The 18500-nt window shown below is 70.8% G+C and carries 16 protein-coding genes and 1 other RNA gene; 8 read left to right on the forward strand and 9 right to left on the reverse strand.

Annotation, left to right across the window (positions count from 1 at the left end; translation table 11 throughout):
- Positions 1–88 precede the first annotated feature (88 nt).
- Together N5095_RS15655 and rnpB are read right to left on the reverse strand one after the other, a co-directional pair.
- Positions 89–2881: a heavy metal translocating P-type ATPase gene (locus N5095_RS15655; RefSeq protein WP_267623942.1), complete on the reverse strand. Its 2793-nt coding sequence runs from the start codon at positions 2879–2881 to the stop codon at positions 89–91.
- 126 nt (positions 2882–3007) lie between these two features.
- Positions 3008–3393, reverse strand: an RNA gene (rnpB, locus tag N5095_RS15660) — RNase P RNA component.
- Between the two features lie 137 nt (positions 3394–3530).
- Here rnpB and N5095_RS15665 point away from each other — a divergent pair.
- On the forward strand, positions 3531–4133 hold the full coding sequence (locus tag N5095_RS15665) for a TIGR00296 family protein (RefSeq protein ID WP_267623945.1): 603 nt from the start codon (positions 3531–3533) through the stop codon (positions 4131–4133).
- Positions 4134–4280: 147 nt separating this feature from the next.
- On the opposite strand, the gene N5095_RS15670 is transcribed toward N5095_RS15665, so the two are convergent.
- The 4 genes from N5095_RS15670 to N5095_RS15685 all read right to left on the reverse strand — a co-directional run bounded on the left by N5095_RS15670 (position 4281) and on the right by N5095_RS15685 (position 9283).
- Positions 4281–5438, reverse strand: a complete 1158-nt coding sequence (locus tag N5095_RS15670) for a nicotinate phosphoribosyltransferase (protein ID WP_267623948.1) — start codon at positions 5436–5438, stop codon at positions 4281–4283.
- Positions 5439–5785: 347 nt separating this feature from the next.
- Positions 5786–6532: a helix-turn-helix domain-containing protein gene (locus N5095_RS15675; RefSeq protein WP_267623949.1), complete on the reverse strand. Its 747-nt coding sequence runs from the start codon at positions 6530–6532 to the stop codon at positions 5786–5788.
- A gap of 78 nt (positions 6533–6610) precedes the next feature.
- Positions 6611–7540 carry a D-2-hydroxyacid dehydrogenase gene (ddh, locus tag N5095_RS15680; protein WP_267623951.1) on the reverse strand — a complete coding sequence of 310 codons (930 nt, stop codon included), beginning with the start codon at positions 7538–7540 and terminating at the stop codon, positions 6611–6613.
- Between the two features lie 288 nt (positions 7541–7828).
- Positions 7829–9283 carry an eIF2B alpha/beta/delta subunit family protein gene (locus tag N5095_RS15685; protein ID WP_267623953.1) on the reverse strand — a complete coding sequence of 485 codons (1455 nt, stop codon included), beginning with the start codon at positions 9281–9283 and terminating at the stop codon, positions 7829–7831.
- Between the two features lie 154 nt (positions 9284–9437).
- On the opposite strand from N5095_RS15685, the gene N5095_RS15690 reads away from it, so the two are divergent.
- Positions 9438–10193 (forward strand): coenzyme F420-0:L-glutamate ligase, encoded by a 756-nt coding sequence (locus N5095_RS15690; protein ID WP_267624495.1) that lies wholly within the window; start codon positions 9438–9440, stop codon positions 10191–10193.
- A complete protein-coding gene (locus N5095_RS15695) occupies positions 10186–11187 on the forward strand; it encodes a 5,10-methylenetetrahydromethanopterin reductase (protein ID WP_267623954.1) in 1002 nt (333 codons plus the stop codon). Before N5095_RS15690 ends, N5095_RS15695 begins: the two co-directional genes overlap by 8 nt.
- Here N5095_RS15695 and N5095_RS15700 read toward each other — a convergent pair.
- The 3 genes from N5095_RS15700 to N5095_RS15710 form a co-directional block, all read right to left on the reverse strand.
- On the reverse strand, positions 11150–11389 hold the full coding sequence (locus N5095_RS15700) for a DUF8024 family protein (RefSeq protein ID WP_267623955.1): 240 nt from the start codon (positions 11387–11389) through the stop codon (positions 11150–11152). The two genes, N5095_RS15695 and N5095_RS15700, sit on opposite strands and share 38 nt — an antisense overlap.
- Positions 11390–11495: 106 nt before the next feature.
- Positions 11496–12356 (reverse strand): extracellular solute-binding protein, encoded by an 861-nt coding sequence (locus tag N5095_RS15705; RefSeq protein ID WP_267623957.1) that lies wholly within the window; start codon positions 12354–12356, stop codon positions 11496–11498.
- 78 nt (positions 12357–12434) lie between these two features.
- Entirely contained in the window at positions 12435–12914 is a 480-nt protein-coding gene (locus N5095_RS15710) for a deoxyuridine 5'-triphosphate nucleotidohydrolase (protein ID WP_267623959.1), read from the reverse strand.
- 258 nt (positions 12915–13172) lie between these two features.
- Between N5095_RS15710 and N5095_RS15715 the strand changes: the two genes are divergently transcribed.
- From N5095_RS15715 to N5095_RS15735, 5 genes are all read left to right on the forward strand, one after another.
- Positions 13173–14210 (forward strand): YeiH family protein, encoded by a 1038-nt coding sequence (locus tag N5095_RS15715; protein ID WP_267623960.1) that lies wholly within the window; start codon positions 13173–13175, stop codon positions 14208–14210.
- Between the two features lie 168 nt (positions 14211–14378).
- Positions 14379–16358, forward strand: a complete 1980-nt coding sequence (locus tag N5095_RS15720; protein WP_267623961.1) for an aconitate hydratase — start codon at positions 14379–14381, stop codon at positions 16356–16358.
- A gap of 481 nt (positions 16359–16839) precedes the next feature.
- Entirely contained in the window at positions 16840–17424 is a 585-nt protein-coding gene (locus tag N5095_RS15725) for a GNAT family N-acetyltransferase (protein WP_267623963.1), read from the forward strand.
- A gap of 34 nt (positions 17425–17458) precedes the next feature.
- Positions 17459–17983: a DUF5810 domain-containing protein gene (locus N5095_RS15730; protein WP_267623964.1), complete on the forward strand. Its 525-nt coding sequence runs from the start codon at positions 17459–17461 to the stop codon at positions 17981–17983.
- Between the two features lie 22 nt (positions 17984–18005).
- Entirely contained in the window at positions 18006–18443 is a 438-nt protein-coding gene (locus N5095_RS15735) for a DUF5809 family protein (RefSeq protein ID WP_267623966.1), read from the forward strand.
- Positions 18444–18500 lie beyond the last annotated feature (57 nt).

Below are 18500 nucleotides of genomic sequence, written 5' to 3' on the forward strand. Positions count from 1 at the left end.
GACCCGGTCGGACCGGTCGACCGGCTACCCGTGTGTCCCGGAGTCTTCGACGTGCAGCGTCGTGTGCCCGACGCCACGCATCTTTGGCTCAGTCCGCCGCGGCGGCGACCTCGCCGTCCGGTTCCGGGGACGCGACCCCGTCCGGTTCCGCGGGCGAGACGCCGGCCAGTCGGAGCGCGTTGCTCGTCACGCCGAGGCTGGCGCCCATGTCGCCGATGACGATGGCGACGATGACGTCGACGAGGCCGAACGGCGCCGCGACGGCGAGGACGGCCTTCACGGCGAGCGCGGCGTAGACGTTCTGCCGGATGACGCTCGTCGCGCGCGAGGAGAGGTCGTAGAGGTACGGGACGCGGGTGAGGTCGTCGCCCATCAGCGCCACGTCGGCGGTGTCGAGGGCGGTGTCGGTGCCCGCGGCGCCCATCGCGACGGCCACGTCGGCGGTCGCCAGCGCGGGCGCGTCGTTGACGCCGTCGCCGACCATCGCGACGTGGCCGTAGCGCTCCCGGAGTTCCTCGACCGCGTCGACTTTCTCCTCGGGGAGGAGGTCCGCGCGTACCTCGTCGACGCCGACCTGTTCGCCGATGGTCCGCGCGGTGCGCTCGTTGTCCCCCGTCAGCATGGCGACGTGTTCGACACCCAGTTCGCGCAGACGGGAAACGGCCCACGCGGCCTCCGGCCGGACGGTGTCGGCGACGGCGACGACCCCCTCCAGTTCGTCCTCGGTGCCGACGAGGACGACCGTCTTCCCCTCGCTCTGGAGCCGAGGGACGGTCTCGTTGACGAGGTCGAGGTAGGTGCCCTCGTCGTGCTCACAGTCGGCGGCGTCGGCGAGGAGTTCGCCCCCCTTCGTCCTCACACCGCCGTCCGTCCGCACGTGCGCGTGTTCGAGGTCGAACCCGAGGTCCTCGAACAGCCCCGGCTTCCCGGCGTAGTGGGTGACGCCGTCGAGCGTCGCGCTGACGCCCTGGCCGGTGAGCGCCTCGAAGTCGGCGGTTTCGCGGTCGGGGACGCCGTGGTCGTCGGCGTGGGCGACGACCGCCGCGGCGATGGGGTGCTCGGAGCGACGTTCGAGCGCGGCCGCACAGCCCAGGAGCTCGGTCTCGTCGGTGCCGTTGAGGGCCACCACGTCGGTGACCGACAGCTCGCCCGTCGTCAGGGTCCCGGTCTTGTCGAAGGCGACCGCGTCGACGGCGCCCATCGCCTCCAGCCGGTCGCCGCCCTTCACGAGCACCCCGTTCCGGGCCGCCGCCGTCACGGCGGAGACGACGGAGACGGGCGTCGAGATGACGAGCGCGCAGGGGCAGGCGACGACGAGGAGGGTCAGCGCCCGGGTGAACGCCGCCTCCCAGCCGATGCCGAACACGAAGGGGGTCGCGAGGAACGTCGCGACCGCCACGGTGACGACGAGTGGCGTGTACCAGCGGGCGAACCGGTCGACGAACTGCTCGTAATCGCTCCGGTTGGCCTGGGCGTCCTCGACCAATTCGATGACGCGCTGGAGCGTCGACTCGTCGGCGGTGGCGGTCGCCTCGAACTCGAAGTAGCCGCCCTCGACGACGCTCCCGGCGTACACCTCGTCGCCGGCGGTCTTGTCGGCGGGGACGCTCTCGCCGGTGACGGGGGACTCGTCGACCGCGCTCTCGCCCTCGCGGACGACGCCGTCGACGGGGATGCGGTCACCGGGCCGGACGACGACGCGGTCGCCGACGGCGACTTCGGCGGCCGGGACGGTGTGTTCCTCGCCGTCGCGCAGGACCGTCGCGGTGTCGGGCGACAGCGCGGCCAGTTCCTCGAGGGAGTTGCGGGCGCGGTCCATGGAGAACCGCTCCAGCAGCGCCGCGACCGAGAACAACACCGACAGCGTCGCCGCCTCGAACGGCAGGTCGACGGCGACGGCGCTGACGATACCGATGGACATCAGCAGGTCGATGTCGAGGTTCCGGTTCCTGAGCGAGTAGTAGCCCGCCCGGAGGATGGGGACGCCGGCGACGAGGACGGCGCCGAGGTAGGCGCCCCACGCGACGGTCAGTTCCCGGCCGAACGCGGCGGCGAGGGTCACGTCGAGGCTCGTGAGAGCGAACTCGACGACGATGCCGACGAGCAGGAACGCGGCGCCTGCCCACGTCCGGAGCCCGCGCGTGCTCGTCCACACGTCGTGAGGCGAGCCGCCCGGCTCGCCGTCGTCGGCCTCGACGGGGTAGCCGGCCCCCTCGACGGCCGCGACGAGCGACCCCCTGTCGGTCCGTCCGGGGTCGTATCGGACGACGACGGTGCCGCTCGTCGGACGGGTATCCACGCCGAGCACGCCGTCGCGGTCGCGTAGGGCGTTCTCGACCTTCCCGGCGCAGGAGGGGCAGTCCATCTCCGGCACCGACAGGGTGGCCTCCTCGTCGCGCTTGACGGCGTAGCCGGCCCCCTCGACCCGGTCGGCGATTTCGTCGGCCGTCACGGCTCCCGGGTCGTACGTCACGCGCAGCGTTCCGCTCGTCGGTCGAGGGTCCACGGAGTCGACGCCGTCGACGCCAGCCAGCGCGTTCTCGACCTTCCCGGCACAGGAGGGACAGTCCATCTCCGGCACCGAGAGGGTGAGCGTCTCGCCGCCGTCGTCGGGAGTGCGGTCTTCGGCGCTGTGAGCGTGACCTTCGGCGTCGTCGTGGGCGTGGTCCTGCTCCGTGGCACAGCAACCAGTCTCCTGTTGCGGACCGTCCCCGTGTGCCTGGTCGCGTTCAGTTCTGTAGTCGTCGGCACAGCACGCGTCGCTCGTGCTCTCGGATTCACAGCACGCGTCGTCCGTGCTCTCGGCTACGGGGTCGTGGCCGGCGCTCGGGACCTCCTCGACCCCGTCGTCACAGCAGCCGCAGTCGTCGCCGGCAGTCATTGGTGACTTCTAGTTCCCTTCCGCTTATTAATCCGGCTGCCACGAACGCGGCGTGAATTAGGAGCCATTGATAAAGAACGCCGGTGAGGTTATTAACTCGGTACAGTCGCTCGGCGTCGTGAGAGCGGCTGAGAGGAGTAAGCCCCCTTCTGTTCGGCCCGACATTCGGCTGAGCGTCCGCGCTCGGCCTTGCGGCGCGTTCGGACTACCTTCGAACGCGGACTTGCACCGGTGAGGGTTCGCCGTTCCATCCGTTCTCGACCCGGTCGCGTCCGAGGACGCGCCCTCGGCGGGTTAGCTCCCTCCCCTTACGGGTCGGTTCGCGCGCCCGGGGTCGCCGGGCGCCGGGGCGGCCGAAGCCGCCGCCGCGCCTCATCGGTCGGGTCGAGGGGTCTCGTTTCTGTTCCAGAGCCAGCCGTCTCCGACTCCGGGCTTACACCCGGTCACCTGTCCGGTCGGTGGGGGGACTTTCCTCATGGGTCTTCACCCACGGGGGTCGGGCTCTCTCTGCCGTCTCGTCGTACGGCGGTCCTCGGGAAAAGTCGTTCGATTCGACGGGTAGCGGGCGGTTAACGAACGATTAACCCCGTGGCAGACAGTGTCTGACCGAAGGGACACGTTGAAGTCCGTCCGTCGCATGTGTGGGAGTATGTCCGAGGCGCAGGCCGTTCACCTTACCTACGAGGACGGGGCTCGGGCGGTCGAACTGGCGCGGGAATCGGTAGAGTCGTTCGTTCTGCAGGGGCAACGGGAACACCCCGGCAGCATGCGCGACGCCTTCTACAACCGAACCGGCGCGTTCGTTCGACTGCAATCGACCCGTGGGCGAGGACGGCTTCGAGGCTGTGCGGGCGCGTATCGAGGGAAAGACCAGCTAGGCCACGCCATCGTCGACGCGGCCATCCAGGCCGCCTCCGGCGACTCCTGTGGCTCCGAGGTGGAGCCGGCGGAACTCGACAGCCTGAAAGTCTCGGTGTGTCTCGTCCGCGACTATCGGGTCACCGACGACCCGCTCGCCGACCTCGAGCTCGGTCGCCACGGCGTCGCCGTCGAGAACGGCCCCAACAAGGGGTGGCTCTACCCGACCGTCCCGCTCGAGAACGGCTGGAGCGCCGAGGAGTACCTCACACGCACCTGTCGGAAGGCGGGCCTCTCACCCTTCGCCTGGAAGGACGACGACACCACCGTCACCCTCTTCGACGGCCAAGTGTTCCGCGAGCGACCAGAGGGCGGAAGCGTCGAACAGCTGTAACGCCCCGACGCGGCTACGACTCCTCTTCGACCACGCCTCACGGCCGTCACCGGCCGGTATCACGTCTGAAACACCTGGAAACCCCTCGTTTATTGCCGCAACGTCGGTCCACGGTCGACTCCGGCGGGTCGGAGACCGACCCCCGACTCAGTGCGCTCGTTCGCCGAACCCCGTCAGTTCGGCGTCCTCGCGTGCCCGGTCTGTCGCCGCATCGAGGTCAAAGTCGGCGACGACCTCGCCGTCGCGGACGAGTGGCTCCATCAGCGACTCGGCGCCCTCCGGGCCGTCCTCGCCGCGGAGGCCGACGTGGTGGGCGCCGTCTCTCGTCCGATACACCTCCTTCACGCCCGAGAGCTTCCCGCGCTTGGCGACCGCCTCGCCCGCCCGCTCGACGATGTCGAGCGCGAAGTCGACGGGCGTGGCGTTGGAGACGTACCCCCCGACGCCGAAGCCGTCCGCCACGTCGCTCAGTTCCCGGAGGTCGTCGGGACCGAGGCCACCGCTGACGAACACGTCCACGTCCTCCCGGCCGCGGGCGCGCAGTTTCCACTTCACCTCGCGGACGATGTGGCGCATGTCGCCGCGCCGTGAGGAGGTCGTGTCGAGACGGACACCGGAGAGTCGGTCGCCCAGCGCGTCGACGGCACGGAGCACCTCGTCCACCTCGTCGGAGTAGGTGTCACACAGCGCGATGCGGGGCACGTCGTCGGGGACGGCCTCGTCGAACGCCGTCCAAGCCTCCTCCTGCTTCCCGGCGCCGAAACATATCATGAGCGCGTGGGGCATCGTCCCGCTCGCCTCCCGACCCAGTACCTCGCCGGCGGCGACGTGCGAGAACCCGTCCAGCCCGCCCATGAGGGCCGACCGTTCGACGACGGCGGCGATGCTCGGGTGGACGTGGCGCGCGCCGAAGGAGAGGACGTTCGAGTCGGGCGCGGCCCGCCGGACCTCGAGGGCGGCGGTGGCGATGCCGGACGCGTGCGAGAGAAAGCCCAGTAGCGAGGTCTCGAGGCGTGCGAACTCCAGGTAGTTCCCCTCGACGCGCATCACCGGGCCGCCGTCGAACAGCCGGCCCTCGGGAATCGCGTCGGCGTCGAGGTCGTGACCGGCGAGGAGGGTCGCGGCGTCTTTCAGCCCTGCGAACAGCTCGAACTCCCCGTCGGGGAACTGGTCGGCCGTCACCTCGGCGACGACGCGGGGGTTCCGGTCGGCGTGGCGTAGTGTCGTCTCCGTCCGCTCGAAGTAGGCGTCGGTCGCGCGACCCGAACGGATCGCCTCCTCGCCGACGACGTCGAAGGGTGGCATGGCCGGAGTTGGGTGCGGCGCGTCAAAAGTTCCGACGGTCGACGGTCGGTCGTAGTCGGCCCCCCGACCGGGAGTCTGTCACGCCTGAAAACCCCGGGGCGGGTGCCCCGGGACCGTTCCTCGGAAGCGGCTTCGATCGGCGCCATCGGGGGTCGCGGTGGTGGGTTCGCGACCCGAGCACGGGTGGGCGGCGGGCGACCGCCCGAACCGATGGGCCGTCCCATCGTTGCGTGTGAACTCGCGAGTGCGTTTCCGTTCGCGAATGAAGCCCTTTATTAATCGACGCGCTAGGAGAACGTTTCTGACGGGCACAAGTCGGCCCCCAGTCGGCGGCCGAGTTCGACTCCTCAGCGGGCCCGGTCCGTGCGCGGTTCGTCGACCACAGTCGTCTCGACGAGCGTTGCGACGGCCCGGCGAAGCCGCTGTGACACCGCCTGGTCCGACACGTCGAGTCCGGTGGCGATGTCGCCGAGAGTCACCCGCCGCGGGGTGTCGAAGTAGCCGGCCTCCCAGGCGTCGACGAGGGCCTCGCGCTGTTTCGCAGTGAGAAGCGGGTCTGTCCCGGGAGTGCCGTCCTCGTTGACGAGTCGGTCGAGCGAGAACCGGACCTCCCGCTCGGCGGCCGCCGCTCGGAAGTCGGTCAGGGCGCCACAGTCGGGGAACCGAGCCCGAATCCGGAACCGCTCGGCCGTCGCGTCGAAGTCGAGGGCGACGGCGTCGGCCGCCGCGGCCGCGTCGTAGAGCGAGGCCCGCCTCCCCACGTCGGTCAGGCGGAACCGGTAGAGCTGCCGGTCAGGGAGCGCCGCGAGCCGCCGCTGGTCGGTCACGTCCGGGTCGGCCTCGAACACCCGGTCGAACGCGTCGGGGTCGGCCTCGAAGTCGAGGCCGGACACCCAGTAGAAGTAGACGACGGTCGCGCCGTCTGCCCCCTCGTCGTCGCCCACCGGCCCCTCGTCCGCCTCCGGTTGGAAGTCGCCGTCGCCCTCCGTCATCACACAGTTGACCGCTTCCAGTTTCAACTCGACCGACGGGAGCGACTCGAAGGTGTCCCGGAACAGCGGCAAACCGAGTTCGAACGTAGCGACGACGCTCATCGGCGCGTCTTCCCCGTGGAGCCACCAATAGCTTCGGGTTGCTGTGTCCGAAACAGCAGGAGGGACGTCGTCCCTTGGTCAGTCGACGCGATTCACGAGGTCGCCGCCGGCGCGCCACCGTTCGAAGTTGGTCCGGACGAGGTCGGCCACGTCGGCGTGGTACGCCCGCGTCATCGCCGCCGCGTGGGGCGTGACGATGACGTCCTCGCGGTCCCAGAGCGGCGACCCGGGCGGGAGCGGCTCCGACTCGAACGTGTCGAGGGCCGCACCGTCGATACCACTCGCCTCGAGGGCCGCGACGAGGGCGTCCTGGTCGACGACCGCGCCGCGGGCGACGTTGACGAGATAGGCGTCCTCGCGCATCGCCGCGAGCTCCGCCTCCCCGACCAGCCCCGTCGTCTCGTCGGTGAGCGGTACCGCGAGCGCGACGAAGCGCGCGTCGGCGACGGCCTCCGGGAGCGCGTCGGGCGTGTAGACTCGCTCGACACCCTCGACGGGCTCCCCGGACCGCCGGACGCCGACGACCTCCATCCCGAGGCCGGTCGCACGCTCGACGATGCCCCGTCCGAGCGTCCCGAGGCCGACGACGCAGAGGCGCTCCCCGTCGAGGGTGAAGGGCTCGCCGTAGGGTCGGCGTTCCCACGTCCGAGCCGCCTGCTGGTCGCGGTAGACGTGGAGGCGTCGGGCGAACGCGAGGAGGTAGCCCGCGACCGTCTCGCCCACGGTCGTCCCGTGGATACCGGTGCTGTTGGTCAGGACGACGCCGGCCGCCCGGTAGGCGTCCACGTCGAACTCGTCGTAGCCGGCGCGGATACAGTGGACCCACCTGGCGTCGAGGAACCCCGGTTCGGGCCCGAAGGCGACGACGGCGTCGGTCGGCGCCACGTCGTCACCCGTCAACCGTTCGACGGGCACGGGCAGGTCCGAGAGCGCGTCGACGAGCGTCCCGGGCGGGAGCGCCTTCCCGACGGACTCGTGGACGACGGCGCGTTCGATTTCGGTCTCCATGGTCGTGTGGGTCGACCACGGGCGATAAGGGCGTTTCTGTCCGTGCGGACGACCGGAAATCGGCGTCGGCGAGCAGCGGGTGGGGGTGCACGGACGACCGGCGATGGACGACCGACGGTGGCGGTCGCTCGCCGGTGTGGAACGGGCGGCTCGGGTGAAGTCCATCGTCACACGGGGCTCGGTGGGGGTAACCCTCGTCACTGCCGCCCGGTCGAGCGTTGGCGAGCGCCCCGTTTCACGCTTGTCATCGCGGACGCCGGTCCGGACGCCGCCGGCCCCGTGGCGGAGTTACCCCACTCTCTCGTTCCAGCGGGCCAGTTCGGCGTGGTCGGCCGCGACCGCGGCCACGTCGTCGCCGTCGAGGACGCCGTCCTCGGTGACGACGCCGGAGACGAGGTCGCCGGGCGTACGGTCGAAGACCGGGTTCCACACGTCGAGGTCGGCGTCGCCCTCGTAGATGGCCGCGTCGGGGCCGAACTCCTGGCCGGGGACGATGCCGGGGTCGGCACCTGCGTCGGCGTCCCGGGCGCCGTCGGCCCCCCCGTCTTCGGCTCCTTCGGGCGCGACCTTGTCGCGGGCGGCGGCGACGTAGACCGGGACGCCCTCGCGGGCGGCGGCGAGCGCGAGCGCCCGGGTTCCGACCTTGTTGACGACGCTCCCGTCCGCGAGCACGGTGTCGGCGCCGACGAGCAGGGCCTCCGGGGCGACGCTCGAATCGACCCCCACGTCCGCGGAGCACGCGAACCCGGCCGCCGCGTCGGTCGTCAGCGTGACGTCGAGGCCCTCCCTCGCCAGCTCCTCGGCCACGTCGACTCCCTCCCGCGCGGTCCGGGACTCGGCGACCAGCACGGCGGGGCGAGCGGACCGGAGCGCGTCGAGCACGGTGCCGGAGCGCGAGAGGGTGCAGACGCGCTCGACTCCTTCCGCTCGGAGCAGGTCGGCGGCGTTGTCGGCGGCCGCGTCGTCCGCGTCGACGGCGTCGTCCACGGCCCGCATCGCCCGGTCGAGGACCGCCTCGGGCGTGCGGTCGGCTTCGGCCATCACGCGGTTCACGCGGGTCGCGAGCGCCGCCATCCCGGGCCGCGCGTCACGGAGGTCGCGGGCGACTTCGGCGACCGCCTCCCAGTCGTCCCCTCGTTCGGTCGCCGCGGCGGCGCGGTCCCGGAGTACCTCCAGTGCGCGCAGGGAGACGGCGGCGGAGCCGTGGGTCTCGTCGGTCCGCACGTCGTCGACGGTGGGCGCGACGGCCTCGTAGGCGGCCCACAGCGCCGGGACCGTCTCGCGGGCGAGGATTCCGGGGGGTTGGACCCACTCGGTCGACGCGATTTCCTCGTTCGTGTCGAGGTCGGGGCGGTCGTCGGCCGGGAGGTCGAAGAGGAACGGGTGGACGGTGAACTGCCCCTGCTCGTCGTCAACCTCGACCGCGTCGCCGGCGCGGACCAGGGTCGCCTCGTGGACGCCGACCTCCTCGGCGAGCTCGCGGCGGGCGTCGGTGAGTGTCGGAGGCGACCACTCGCTGTCGCCGGAGTCGAGCGTCGAGGGCGGCCATCCGCTGTCGTCGGAGTCGAGTGTCGGAGGCGACCGCTCGCTGTCGCCGGAGTCGTGTATCGGACCGGGCGACCCGCCCTCGACGTACCCCGAGACGCCGCCCCACTTCCCCTGGTAGGTACCGATGGCGTCGCTACGCTGAACGAGGAGAACCTCGCCTCGGTGGCGGAGGAAGGCGGTGACGACGTGGGTCATCTTCAGTTCGAATGTTTCGTTCGGGACCGGTAAGTGGTTTCGTGGTCGATTAGCCCGGAAAGCGACGAACCGAGAATCCACGAACCGAGCCACGACCAGCGCGCTTTTCACGCGACTCCCCCGACCTCAGAGCATGAACGCACACGGGACGGGGATGGAACTGTTCGCGGTGCCCGACCTGCCGGAGGTGCGACCGGGCGACGACCTCGCCGAACTCGTCGAGGAGCGCGTCGACCTCCGACCCGACGACGTGGTCTGTGTCGCCTCCACGGTCGTCTCGAAGGCCGAGGGCCGCCACGCCGACCTCGACGACTTCCCGGCGGGACCGCGTGCGAGGGAAATCGCCGCCACCCTCGAGGAACTGGCGGGCGAGGAGAAGGACCCGCGGTTCGCCCAGGCCGTCCTAGAGGAGTCGACCGACCTCGTGATGGAGGCCCCGTTCCTCCTCACCGAGACGCGCTTCGGCCACGTCGGCGTCAACGCCGGCATCGACCGCTCGAACGTCGCCGACGCCGACCTCCTGCTCCTCCCGAAGCGACCGAGCGAGAGCGCAGAACGCATTCGCGCCGGCCTCTCGGCCGACCGCGTCGTCGTCACCGACACCTGCGGGCGACCCTTCAGACACGGGCAGCGCGGCGTCGCCATCGGCTGGGCCGGGATGCCCGCGAGTCGCGACTGGCGCGGCGAGCACGACCGCGACGGCCGCGAGATGGGCGTCACCGTCCAGAGCGTCGTCGACGAACTCGCCGCCGCCGCGAACCTCGTCGCCGGCGAGGGCGCCGGGGGGACGCCCGTGGTGGTCGCCCGCGGGTTCGAGTTCGGCGACCTCGGGGGGAGCGACAACCTCTATCGCGACCTGGACGGCGACTTCGTCCGCCAGGCGTTGCGGGGGTGGTCGTTCGATGGGTAGCGACTCGAACCGACCGGAACTCGCCGTCGAACTCGCCCCCGAGCACCCGGTCGACCGCATGGCCGAACTCGGCGTCGCCGCCGAGGACGCCGGCTACGACGCCGTCTTCTCGGCGCACCACTACAACAACCGGGACGCGTTCGCCGCCCTGCACCGCATCGCCGCCGAGACCCGGGACATCAGCGTGGGTCCCGGCGTCGCCAACCCGCTCGAGGTCCACCCGGTCACCCTCGCCTCGAAGATGGCGACGCTCGCCGAGGCGGCCGGGGAGGGTCGCGGCGTGTTCGGCATCGGCCCGGGCGACCCCTCGACGCTGGGGAACCTCGGGCTCGACGACGACCGCGGACTCCGTCCCGTGCTCGAAGCGTTCTCGGTCGCACGCAGACTGTGGCAGGGGGAGCGCGTCGACCACGACGGCACCTTCGAAGCGACCGACGCCGGCCTCAACTACGAGCCGCCGGGGGAGATTCCGGTGTACGTCGGCGGCGAGGGGCCGCACATGTGCAAGATGGCCGCGAAACACGCGGAGGGCCTGCTGTTCAACGGCTCGCACCCCGACGACCTCGCGTGGGCGCGCGAGCAGGTCGAATCGCAGAACCAACGGCTCGACGCGCTCGGCGAGTTCGACCTGCTGGCGTACGCGAGCGTGAGCGTGGCCGACGACCGGGAGAAGGCGAGGGAGGCCGCCCGCCCGCCGGTCGCGTTCATCGCCGCCGGGGCGGCCCCGCCCGTTCTGGAGCGTCACGGGGTCGACCGCGAGCGCGCGAGCGAGCTGGGCGAGCACATCGGCGCCGGCGAGTTCTCCGAGGCGTTCGACCTCGTCACGGAGCCGATGCTCGACGCGTTCTGTGTCGCGGGTACCGAAGCGGACGTGGCAGAACGGTTCGCGGCCCTGCGCGAGCACGCCGACGGCATCGTCGTCGGCTCGCCGCTGGGACCGGAGCCGGAACGGGCGCTCAGTCTCGCTGCGGCGGCTGCCGACCGATCCCGCTAGAGCCGCCGCCGAGGCCGTCGGCGAGGGCGCCGAGAGCGAGGTAGCCGAGCACGCCGACCGAGGCGGTGATGACCGCCCCGCCGACGAGAATCGTGACGATGGAGAGCGGGTTGCTCAGGATGTTCACGATGGCCTCGACGATGCTAATCTGCAGTAGCACCGACGCTGCGAGCGCCGACCCGAGTGTGAGAGACGCGACCATACCGGCGGTTGGGAGGGCGGGTACTTGACGATGCAGGGTTCCGACGGGCGGGGTCGGCAGGGGCCAAGGACCCGGGGACGCAGGGACGACCCGAACCCGTCACCAATCAGTCCACCCGGACCCGCCGCGGGTGCTCCCCAGGCACCGTGAACCCGCGCCGTCGGAGGCGGTCGGTCCCGTTCACGAGCGCGTCGTGCCACTCCCGACCGGCTTCGGTCAGCGGCGCGGCGGCGTAGCGGATGGGTGCACCGCGGACGGTTCGGTCCTCCAGTTCGAGCGAGACCGAAGCGTACGTCTCGGCGTGCGCCGGGTCCGAGAAGTCGATACGCGCCGGGAGGTCGAGATAGGGGAGGTCGCGCTCCTCGGCCATGCTCCGGTAGACGAACGCGGCGTCGACGGCGCCGGCTTCGAGGTTCCGCAGGAGGGCGGTCTCGGGGAAGACCTGTGAGCCGTCGAGAGCCGAGCGGTCGGCGACTCCGAAGCGCTCGGCGAGGTCGAGCACGAGCACGGTCCGGTAGCCGAGCGGGTCGGTCTCGGGGTCGGTCCGCCCGAGGACGACCTCGTCGCGTGCGAGCGCACTCGACCAGTCGGCGGCGACCGCGTCCGCGTGCTCCGACGCCGGGTCGTAGGCGACCACGAGCGCGTTAGTCGCGAACAGCGTCGCCCGGTCAGTGAGCCCCGCGAACAGCGGCGGGTCGGCGAGGGCGACGACGTCGGGGTCGCGTGCGTCGCTGACGACGAAGCGTCTGACCGCGAGGCTCCCGTGGGCCTCGACGGCCGCACCGGGCGTCGACTCGGCGACGCCGAGGAGGCTCCCGGCGACGAGCGCCGACGGGTCGCCGGCAACGTCGCCGGCGCGGTCACCGCCCACCGACCCGAGGACGCCCGCGCCGACCGAGAGCCCTCCGGCACCGACCAGCGCCGCGCCGGCCCCGCGCCGGAGCAGTCGGCGTCGAGATTCTCCCATCGGACGAAGTGGAGTCGGTTACGGGTAAACGGTTTCGTAACCGTCAGCAGTTACGAGCTGTCCGACCGCGACCGGGGGTCAGTCGAGGTTCTCCCCCTGGTAGCTCCCGTCGTAGGTCCCCTCGTGGTCGGCCTCGGCGAGGACCAGTTGGGCGATTCGCGCGCCGCGTTCGATTTCGACGTCGTGGTGGACCTGCAGGAGCCCCTCGCCTCTCCCCTCGTAGCCGGCGTCCCAGACGGCCGTGTTGAGCATACAGGAGTTGCGCAGCAGGGAGGAGCGGGGGTAGACGAAGCCGACGTGCTCCTCGGGGATGGAGATGGTCTCGGCGTAGCGGACGACGTACCCGCCGGGCGGTAGGTAGTAGGCGTCGGTGTCGTCGTCGCGCTCCTCGGGGTCGACCGGGCGACGCTCGCCGACCTCTTTGTCCTCGCGGCCGATGCGACCCGGCTCTCGGCCCTCGAACACGGCCTCGAGCGTGAGGTCGACGCCGTTGGGCTGGACCTGTTCCTCGGACACCGGGTCGACGTGTTCCGCGACGTACGCGCCTGACTCGTACATTGCCGGGAGATGGCCGAGAGCGAACCTTTGCTCTGTCGTTCCGCGTCGTCTCCCGAGACGACCCGTCGCGGGTCCCGCCGGCGAGACCTCGAGCCGGGAGTCGGCAGGGGTTGCCGACGTCTCCGACCGCGCACGACAACCGTTATGCGGAGCCACCTGCACGCCTAGAACAGTGACCAGAGTTTCCGGTTGGTGGAGTACCACCGAGGAAGCGGCCGCCGTTGCCGATACAGCGGCGGGTCGACGACAGCCCCCCGCGTGACCCCGAGCCGTCCCTCAGCGCCGACGCTCGCCACCCGACTTCCCGGGCTGGCACTGCTCGGCGTGCTCGCCGGCGGTGCGGCGCTTCTCGCTCCGGTCGTCCCGGGTGTCGGCCCGCTGGTGCTGGCCATCCTCTTCGGCGCGCTCCTCGCCAACACGGTCGGCGTCCCGTCGTGGGCGGGACCGGGGGTGGTAACCCACTCGCGTCTCCTCGAACTCGGAATCGTCCTCCTCGGGGCCAGCCTCTCGGTCGGGGACGCCCTCGCGGCCGGCCCGCGCCTGTTCGCGCTCGTGGCCGCGACGGTCGTCCTCGGCCTGCTCGTGGTGGAGGCGCTTTCGCGCTTCGCGTTCGACCTGCCGGCGAAGACCGGGTCCGTGCTGGCCGGCGGGGCGAGCGTCTGTGGCGTCTCCGCCGCGGCGGCGGTGAGCGGCGCCGTCGGCGCCGACGAGGACCAACTCGCCTACGTCGCCGCCGCCATCCTCCTGTTCGACGCCGGGACCATCCTGCTCTTTCCCGCGCTGGGCCACCTGCTCGACCTCCCCGCGCGGACGTTCGGCGTCTGGGCCGGCCTCGCGATGTTCAGCACGGGCCCCGTCGCCGCCGCCGGGTTCGCCTACGGTCCGGTCGCCGGACAGTGGGCCACCGTGACGAAGCTCGTCCGCAACGCCGCCATCGGCGTCGTCGCCGCCGGCTACTCGCTGTACTACGCCCGACGCGAATCGGCGGCGGACGAAGCGGGGGAGCGCTCCGCCGAGCGCGTCGGCCTCCGGGGAGTCCTGACTTCCTTCCCGACGTTCCTGCTCGGGTTCGTCGCCGTCGCCGCCGTCGTCAACGCGGGAGCCCTCCCTCCCAGCGCGGTCGCCGGCCTACAACGGGGCGGCGACTGGCTGTTCGCGCTCGCCTTCGCCGGACTCGGACTCGACGTTCGGCTCGCCGCGATGCGGGCGGCGGGGCTGAAACCGCTCGCGGTGCTCGGTCTCTCGCTGCTGGTCGTCGGGACGACGACCCTCGCGGCGACGGCACTCCTGTTCTGAGCCGGTCCGCGGGGCTCCTCCCGGGCTCCGGTTCGAATAAACGACTACTCGGACGCGAGTTACTACCATGAACGGCCGCGAAAATTGCCGGACCGCGCCGGTTCCACACGGTCGATGGGTCGGAAACTCGCCGGATTTATATCTCCGCGCGGTCGAAGTTCGGACGATATGGGACAGACGCTGACGGAGAAGATTCTCGACGACCACCTCGTCGAGGGCGAACTCGAACCCGGCGAGGAGATCGGCATCGAAATCGACCAGGTCCTCACACAGGACACGACGGGGACGATGGTGTGGCTCCAGTTCGAGGCGCTCGACCTCGACGAGGTCCAGACCGAACTCGCCGCGCAGTACTGTGACCACCAGACCTACCAGTTCGACTTCAAGAACACGGACGACCACCGCTTCCTCCGCTCGGCCGCGGGGACGTTCGGTGCGCACTTCTCGCGACCCGGCAACGGCATCTGCCACCAGGTCCACAAGGAGCACTTCGCCGCACCCGGCAAGACCCTGCTCGGGTCGGACTCCCACACGCCGACGCCCGGCGGCATGGGCGAACTCGCCATCGGTGCCGGCGGTCTCGACATCGCCGTCGCCATGGGTGGCGGCCCCTACTACGTCGAGATGCCCGAGGTCACGAACGTCCGACTCGAGGGCGAACTCCCCGAGTGGGCGACCGCGAAGGACGTCATCCTCGAGCTGCTCCGCCGGCTCTCGGTGAAGGGTGGCGTCGGCAAGGTGTTCGAGTACACCGGCCCCGGCGTGGAGAACCTCACCGTCCCCGAGCGGACGACCATCACGAACATGGGGACCGAGCTCGGCGCGACCTCCTCCATCTTCCCGACCGACGAGCAGACGAAGGACTTCCTCAAGCGCGTCGGCCGCGAGGACGAGTACGTCGAGCTCCAGCCCGACGACGACGCCGAGTACGCGGAGGAGATCACCGTCGACCTCTCGGACCTCGAGCCGCTCATCGCGAAGCCCTCGATGCCCGACAACGTCGTGCCCGTCCGCGAGGTCGCGGGCGAGTCCGTTGAGCAGGTCATCGTCGGCTCCTGCACCAACGGCGCCTACGAGGACATCCTCCCGGTCGCGAAGATGCTCGAGGGGCGCGAGACGGCGAAGCACACCGAGACCATCATCGCCCCCGGTTCGAAGCAGGCGAGCGAGATCCTCGCCCGTCAGGGCTGGACCGCGGAGCTGATGGCGGCCGGCGTCAACTTCTCCGAGGCGACCTGCGGGGCCTGCATCGGCATCGGCCACGTGCCGGCCTCCGACTCCGTCTCGCTGCGCACCTTCAACCGCAACTTCGAGGGGCGCTCCGGCATCGAGGACGACTCCGTCTACCTCTGCTCGCCGGAGGTCGCCGCCGCGGCGGCCATCAAGGGCGAGATCGTCGACCCGCGCGACCTCGCCGACGAGCTCGGCGACATGGACGCGCCCGGCCTCGAGATGCCCGACGAGTACAACGGCTCGAAGGCCGACCTCATCGCGCCCGACGAGGCCATCGACGACGAGCTCATCAAGGGCCCGAACATCGGCGACGTGCCGCTCAAGGACCCCCTCGACCCGCACCTCGAGGGCGGCGTCCTGCTGAAGATGACCGACAACATCACCACGGACCACATCATCCCGGCCACGTCGGACATCCTCAAGTACCGCTCGAACGTTCCGAAGCTCTCCGAGTTCACGCTGTCGCGCGTCGACGAGAGCTTCGCCCAGCGCGCGCTGGACGCCGACGGCGGCTTCCTCGTCGCTGGCGAGAACTACGGTCAGGGCTCCTCGCGTGAGCACGCCGCCCTCTGTCCGATGTACCTCGGCATCGAGGGCGTCCTCGCGCAGTCCTTCGCCCGCATCCACAAGGCGAACCTGTTCAACTTCGGCCTCGTCCCGCTGACCATCGACGAGGAGACCTACGAGAAGATCGAGCAGGGCGACGACGTGGAGATCGTCGACGACGTGGGTGAGGGCGTCCGCGACGGCAAGGAGGAGTTCACGGTCCGCGTGAACGACGACTGGGAGGCCACCGCGCGCCTCGACGCCTCCGAGCGCGAGCGCAAGATTCTCGCGGCCGGCGGCAAGCTCTCGTACACCCGCCAGCAGTACGACGAGAAGTCCGGCAGCGGCGCGTCCCCGGCGGACGACTAGAGCCCACCTTTTTTCGGCCTCGGGTGGCCTTCGGCCACCGCTCGGCCAAAAAAGCTGGATCAAAAAAGGGCCGCTCGCTCGGCCCTTCGGGCCTCGCTCGCGGTTCGACTTCTTTGACTGCCGCACCGCTCAGCGACAGCACCGCCGACCACGACGCCCGACCGTCGCCACACAGCGACTGCGACCGCACCGCCGGCAGCGATAGCCTTGCTCCCACCGTCGACGACCGCTGACCAGTCACTTCGGGTGGGGCTCCGGAAGGGGCCGGGCTGTCGACGAGTCCGACGAAGTAAGCACCGCAGCGAACGAGCGAAGCGAGTGAGTGAGGCGCGCAGCGAGTCAGACGAGTCGACAGCTCGGGGGCTTCCGAGGGTCATCGCCTCCAGAAGTCACGAGACGCAGATTGTGATGTTTCCAGTTCATACCCTCGATTCTCCTGAGAGCCGCCGTACTTATCACGAACAATCGCAAACGTCGCGGTGTGACAACCCCGGCCACCGAACCGGACGCCGAGCGGGACAGCACGGTGACGGTTCGGCAGGCCGAACAGGCGGACGTCCTCGCCGTCTACCGTATCGAACAGCGCACCTTTCCCCAGCCGTGGCCCTTCTCGGCGTTCGACAGCTTCGTCGGCGAGCGGGGGTTCCTCGTCGCGACGAAACCGGGCGACGTGGTGACGGCGGGGAGCGACGCGAAAGGGGGCGTCGACACCCCCGACACGGTCGTCGGCTACGTCGTCGGCGACGTGGTGCCGAACCACGGTCGCGACATCGGCCACATCAAGGATATCGCGGTCGACGCGGCCCACCGCGGCGCCGGAATCGGCCGCCGACTGCTCGTCGAGGGGCTCACGTCGCTGGTGATGCAGGGCGCGGCCGTCGTCAAACTGGAGGTGCGCGAGGGAAACGAGCCCGCGCTCTCGCTGTACCGCGAGTTCGGCTTCGAACCCGTCCACCGGGTCCCGCGCTACTACGGCGACGGCGAGGCGGCGCTGGTGATGGTGCTCGACGTGAACGAGTGGATGGGTCACAGCGTGGCGGACGCGGACGACGGCGACGCGGAGTAGCACCCTTTTCCGACTCGGCCCCGAACGCGAAGCCATGAGCAGCGGCTACGCCTGTCCGGTCTGTGACGCCCCCCAGCGTGACGGGGAACACCTGGCGAACCACCTCGCGTTCACCGCCATGCTCCGGGGCGAGGAGCACGAGGAGTGGCTGGACGAACACGTCCCCGACTGGGCGAGCGGGAGCCCGGACGACCTCGCCGAGCGCGTCGTCGAGTTCGCCGACGCGGCGGAGTACGAGGAGGTCTTCGAGGACACCGTCCACGACCACGGCGGACACGGCCGGAGCGGCGGCCACGACGACCAGCACGACCCCGCACACGGCCACCCCGAACAGGGCCGCCCCTCCGTCGACGCCGCGGCCCCCCGGAGCCGAGGCGGTGCCGGCGAGCAGGGCGAACTGAGCGGGGAAGCCGCAGCCGTGCTGGAGGAGGCCCGCCGGATGACCGAGGAGATGTACGAGGACGACGACCCCGTCGTCGAGGAGGACGGGTCGGTCGGGGACGCGTCGGACGACGAAACCGACGCCGCCGACACCGACGACGAAGGACAAGAATCCTAAGCTGGCGGGGCGAACGCCGACCATGGAGACGGAAGGCGTGTTCGCCCCGGAGACGGTCGAGGAGGCCCGCGAGCAGTACGAGAACGTCGGCCCCGCCGCGCAGGTGGTCGTCCGCGAGACCGTCCGCGCGATGGCGTTCGACCGCAAGGAGTACAAGGAACGGGTGACGAGCGACGTGGTCGAGACCGCCCGCGACGCGCTGTTCGCCTCGCTGCTCGTCGTCCACGTCGGCGACCGCGCCGAGTTCGAGGCGTGGTGTGAGGACCACCCCGACTACGACGTGACGGAGGTCGGTAACGAGAACGTCGAGCGCGTCGTCTGGCACGCCGCCCCGTTCGCCGGGGAGGTCGCGGCCGCGACGTTCCAAGAGGAGCGTACCGCGGCGGTCGGCACCCTCCGTCGACAGGCGTTCGGACGCATCTACCGCGACCGACTCGGGGCGACGAACGGCGCCGAGTGACGACGCAGAAACGCCGGACGGTGAACGACTAACGGCACAGAAACGCCGAACGTCGAA

Source organism: Halobium salinum (genome assembly GCF_026586625.1).
Lineage (GTDB): Archaea > Halobacteriota > Halobacteria > Halobacteriales > Haloferacaceae > Halobium > Halobium salinum.

What these genes read in the sequence shown, in the direction of transcription:
- N5095_RS15705 (WP_267623957.1), bottom strand. Translation starts at nt 12,356, where the DNA reads ATGGGAGAATCTCGACGCCGACTGCTCCGGCGCGGGGCCGGCGCGGCG.
- N5095_RS15670 (WP_267623948.1), bottom strand. Translation starts at nt 5,438, where the DNA reads ATGCCACCCTTCGACGTCGTCGGCGAGGAGGCGATCCGTTCGGGTCGC.
- N5095_RS15690 (WP_267624495.1), top strand. Translation starts at nt 9,438, where the DNA reads ATGGAACTGTTCGCGGTGCCCGACCTGCCGGAGGTGCGACCGGGCGAC.
- N5095_RS15735 (WP_267623966.1), top strand. Translation starts at nt 18,006, where the DNA reads ATGGAGACGGAAGGCGTGTTCGCCCCGGAGACGGTCGAGGAGGCCCGC.
- N5095_RS15720 (WP_267623961.1), top strand. Translation starts at nt 14,379, where the DNA reads ATGGGACAGACGCTGACGGAGAAGATTCTCGACGACCACCTCGTCGAG.
- ddh (WP_267623951.1), bottom strand. Translation starts at nt 7,540, where the DNA reads ATGGAGACCGAAATCGAACGCGCCGTCGTCCACGAGTCCGTCGGGAAG.
- N5095_RS15665 (WP_267623945.1), top strand. Translation starts at nt 3,531, where the DNA reads ATGTCCGAGGCGCAGGCCGTTCACCTTACCTACGAGGACGGGGCTCGG.
- N5095_RS15675 (WP_267623949.1), bottom strand. Translation starts at nt 6,532, where the DNA reads ATGAGCGTCGTCGCTACGTTCGAACTCGGTTTGCCGCTGTTCCGGGAC.
- N5095_RS15730 (WP_267623964.1), top strand. Translation starts at nt 17,459, where the DNA reads ATGAGCAGCGGCTACGCCTGTCCGGTCTGTGACGCCCCCCAGCGTGAC.
- N5095_RS15655 (WP_267623942.1), bottom strand. Translation starts at nt 2,881, where the DNA reads ATGACTGCCGGCGACGACTGCGGCTGCTGTGACGACGGGGTCGAGGAG.
- N5095_RS15700 (WP_267623955.1), bottom strand. Translation starts at nt 11,389, where the DNA reads ATGGTCGCGTCTCTCACACTCGGGTCGGCGCTCGCAGCGTCGGTGCTA.
- N5095_RS15710 (WP_267623959.1), bottom strand. Translation starts at nt 12,914, where the DNA reads ATGTACGAGTCAGGCGCGTACGTCGCGGAACACGTCGACCCGGTGTCC.
- N5095_RS15685 (WP_267623953.1), bottom strand. Translation starts at nt 9,283, where the DNA reads ATGACCCACGTCGTCACCGCCTTCCTCCGCCACCGAGGCGAGGTTCTC.
- N5095_RS15695 (WP_267623954.1), top strand. Translation starts at nt 10,186, where the DNA reads ATGGGTAGCGACTCGAACCGACCGGAACTCGCCGTCGAACTCGCCCCC.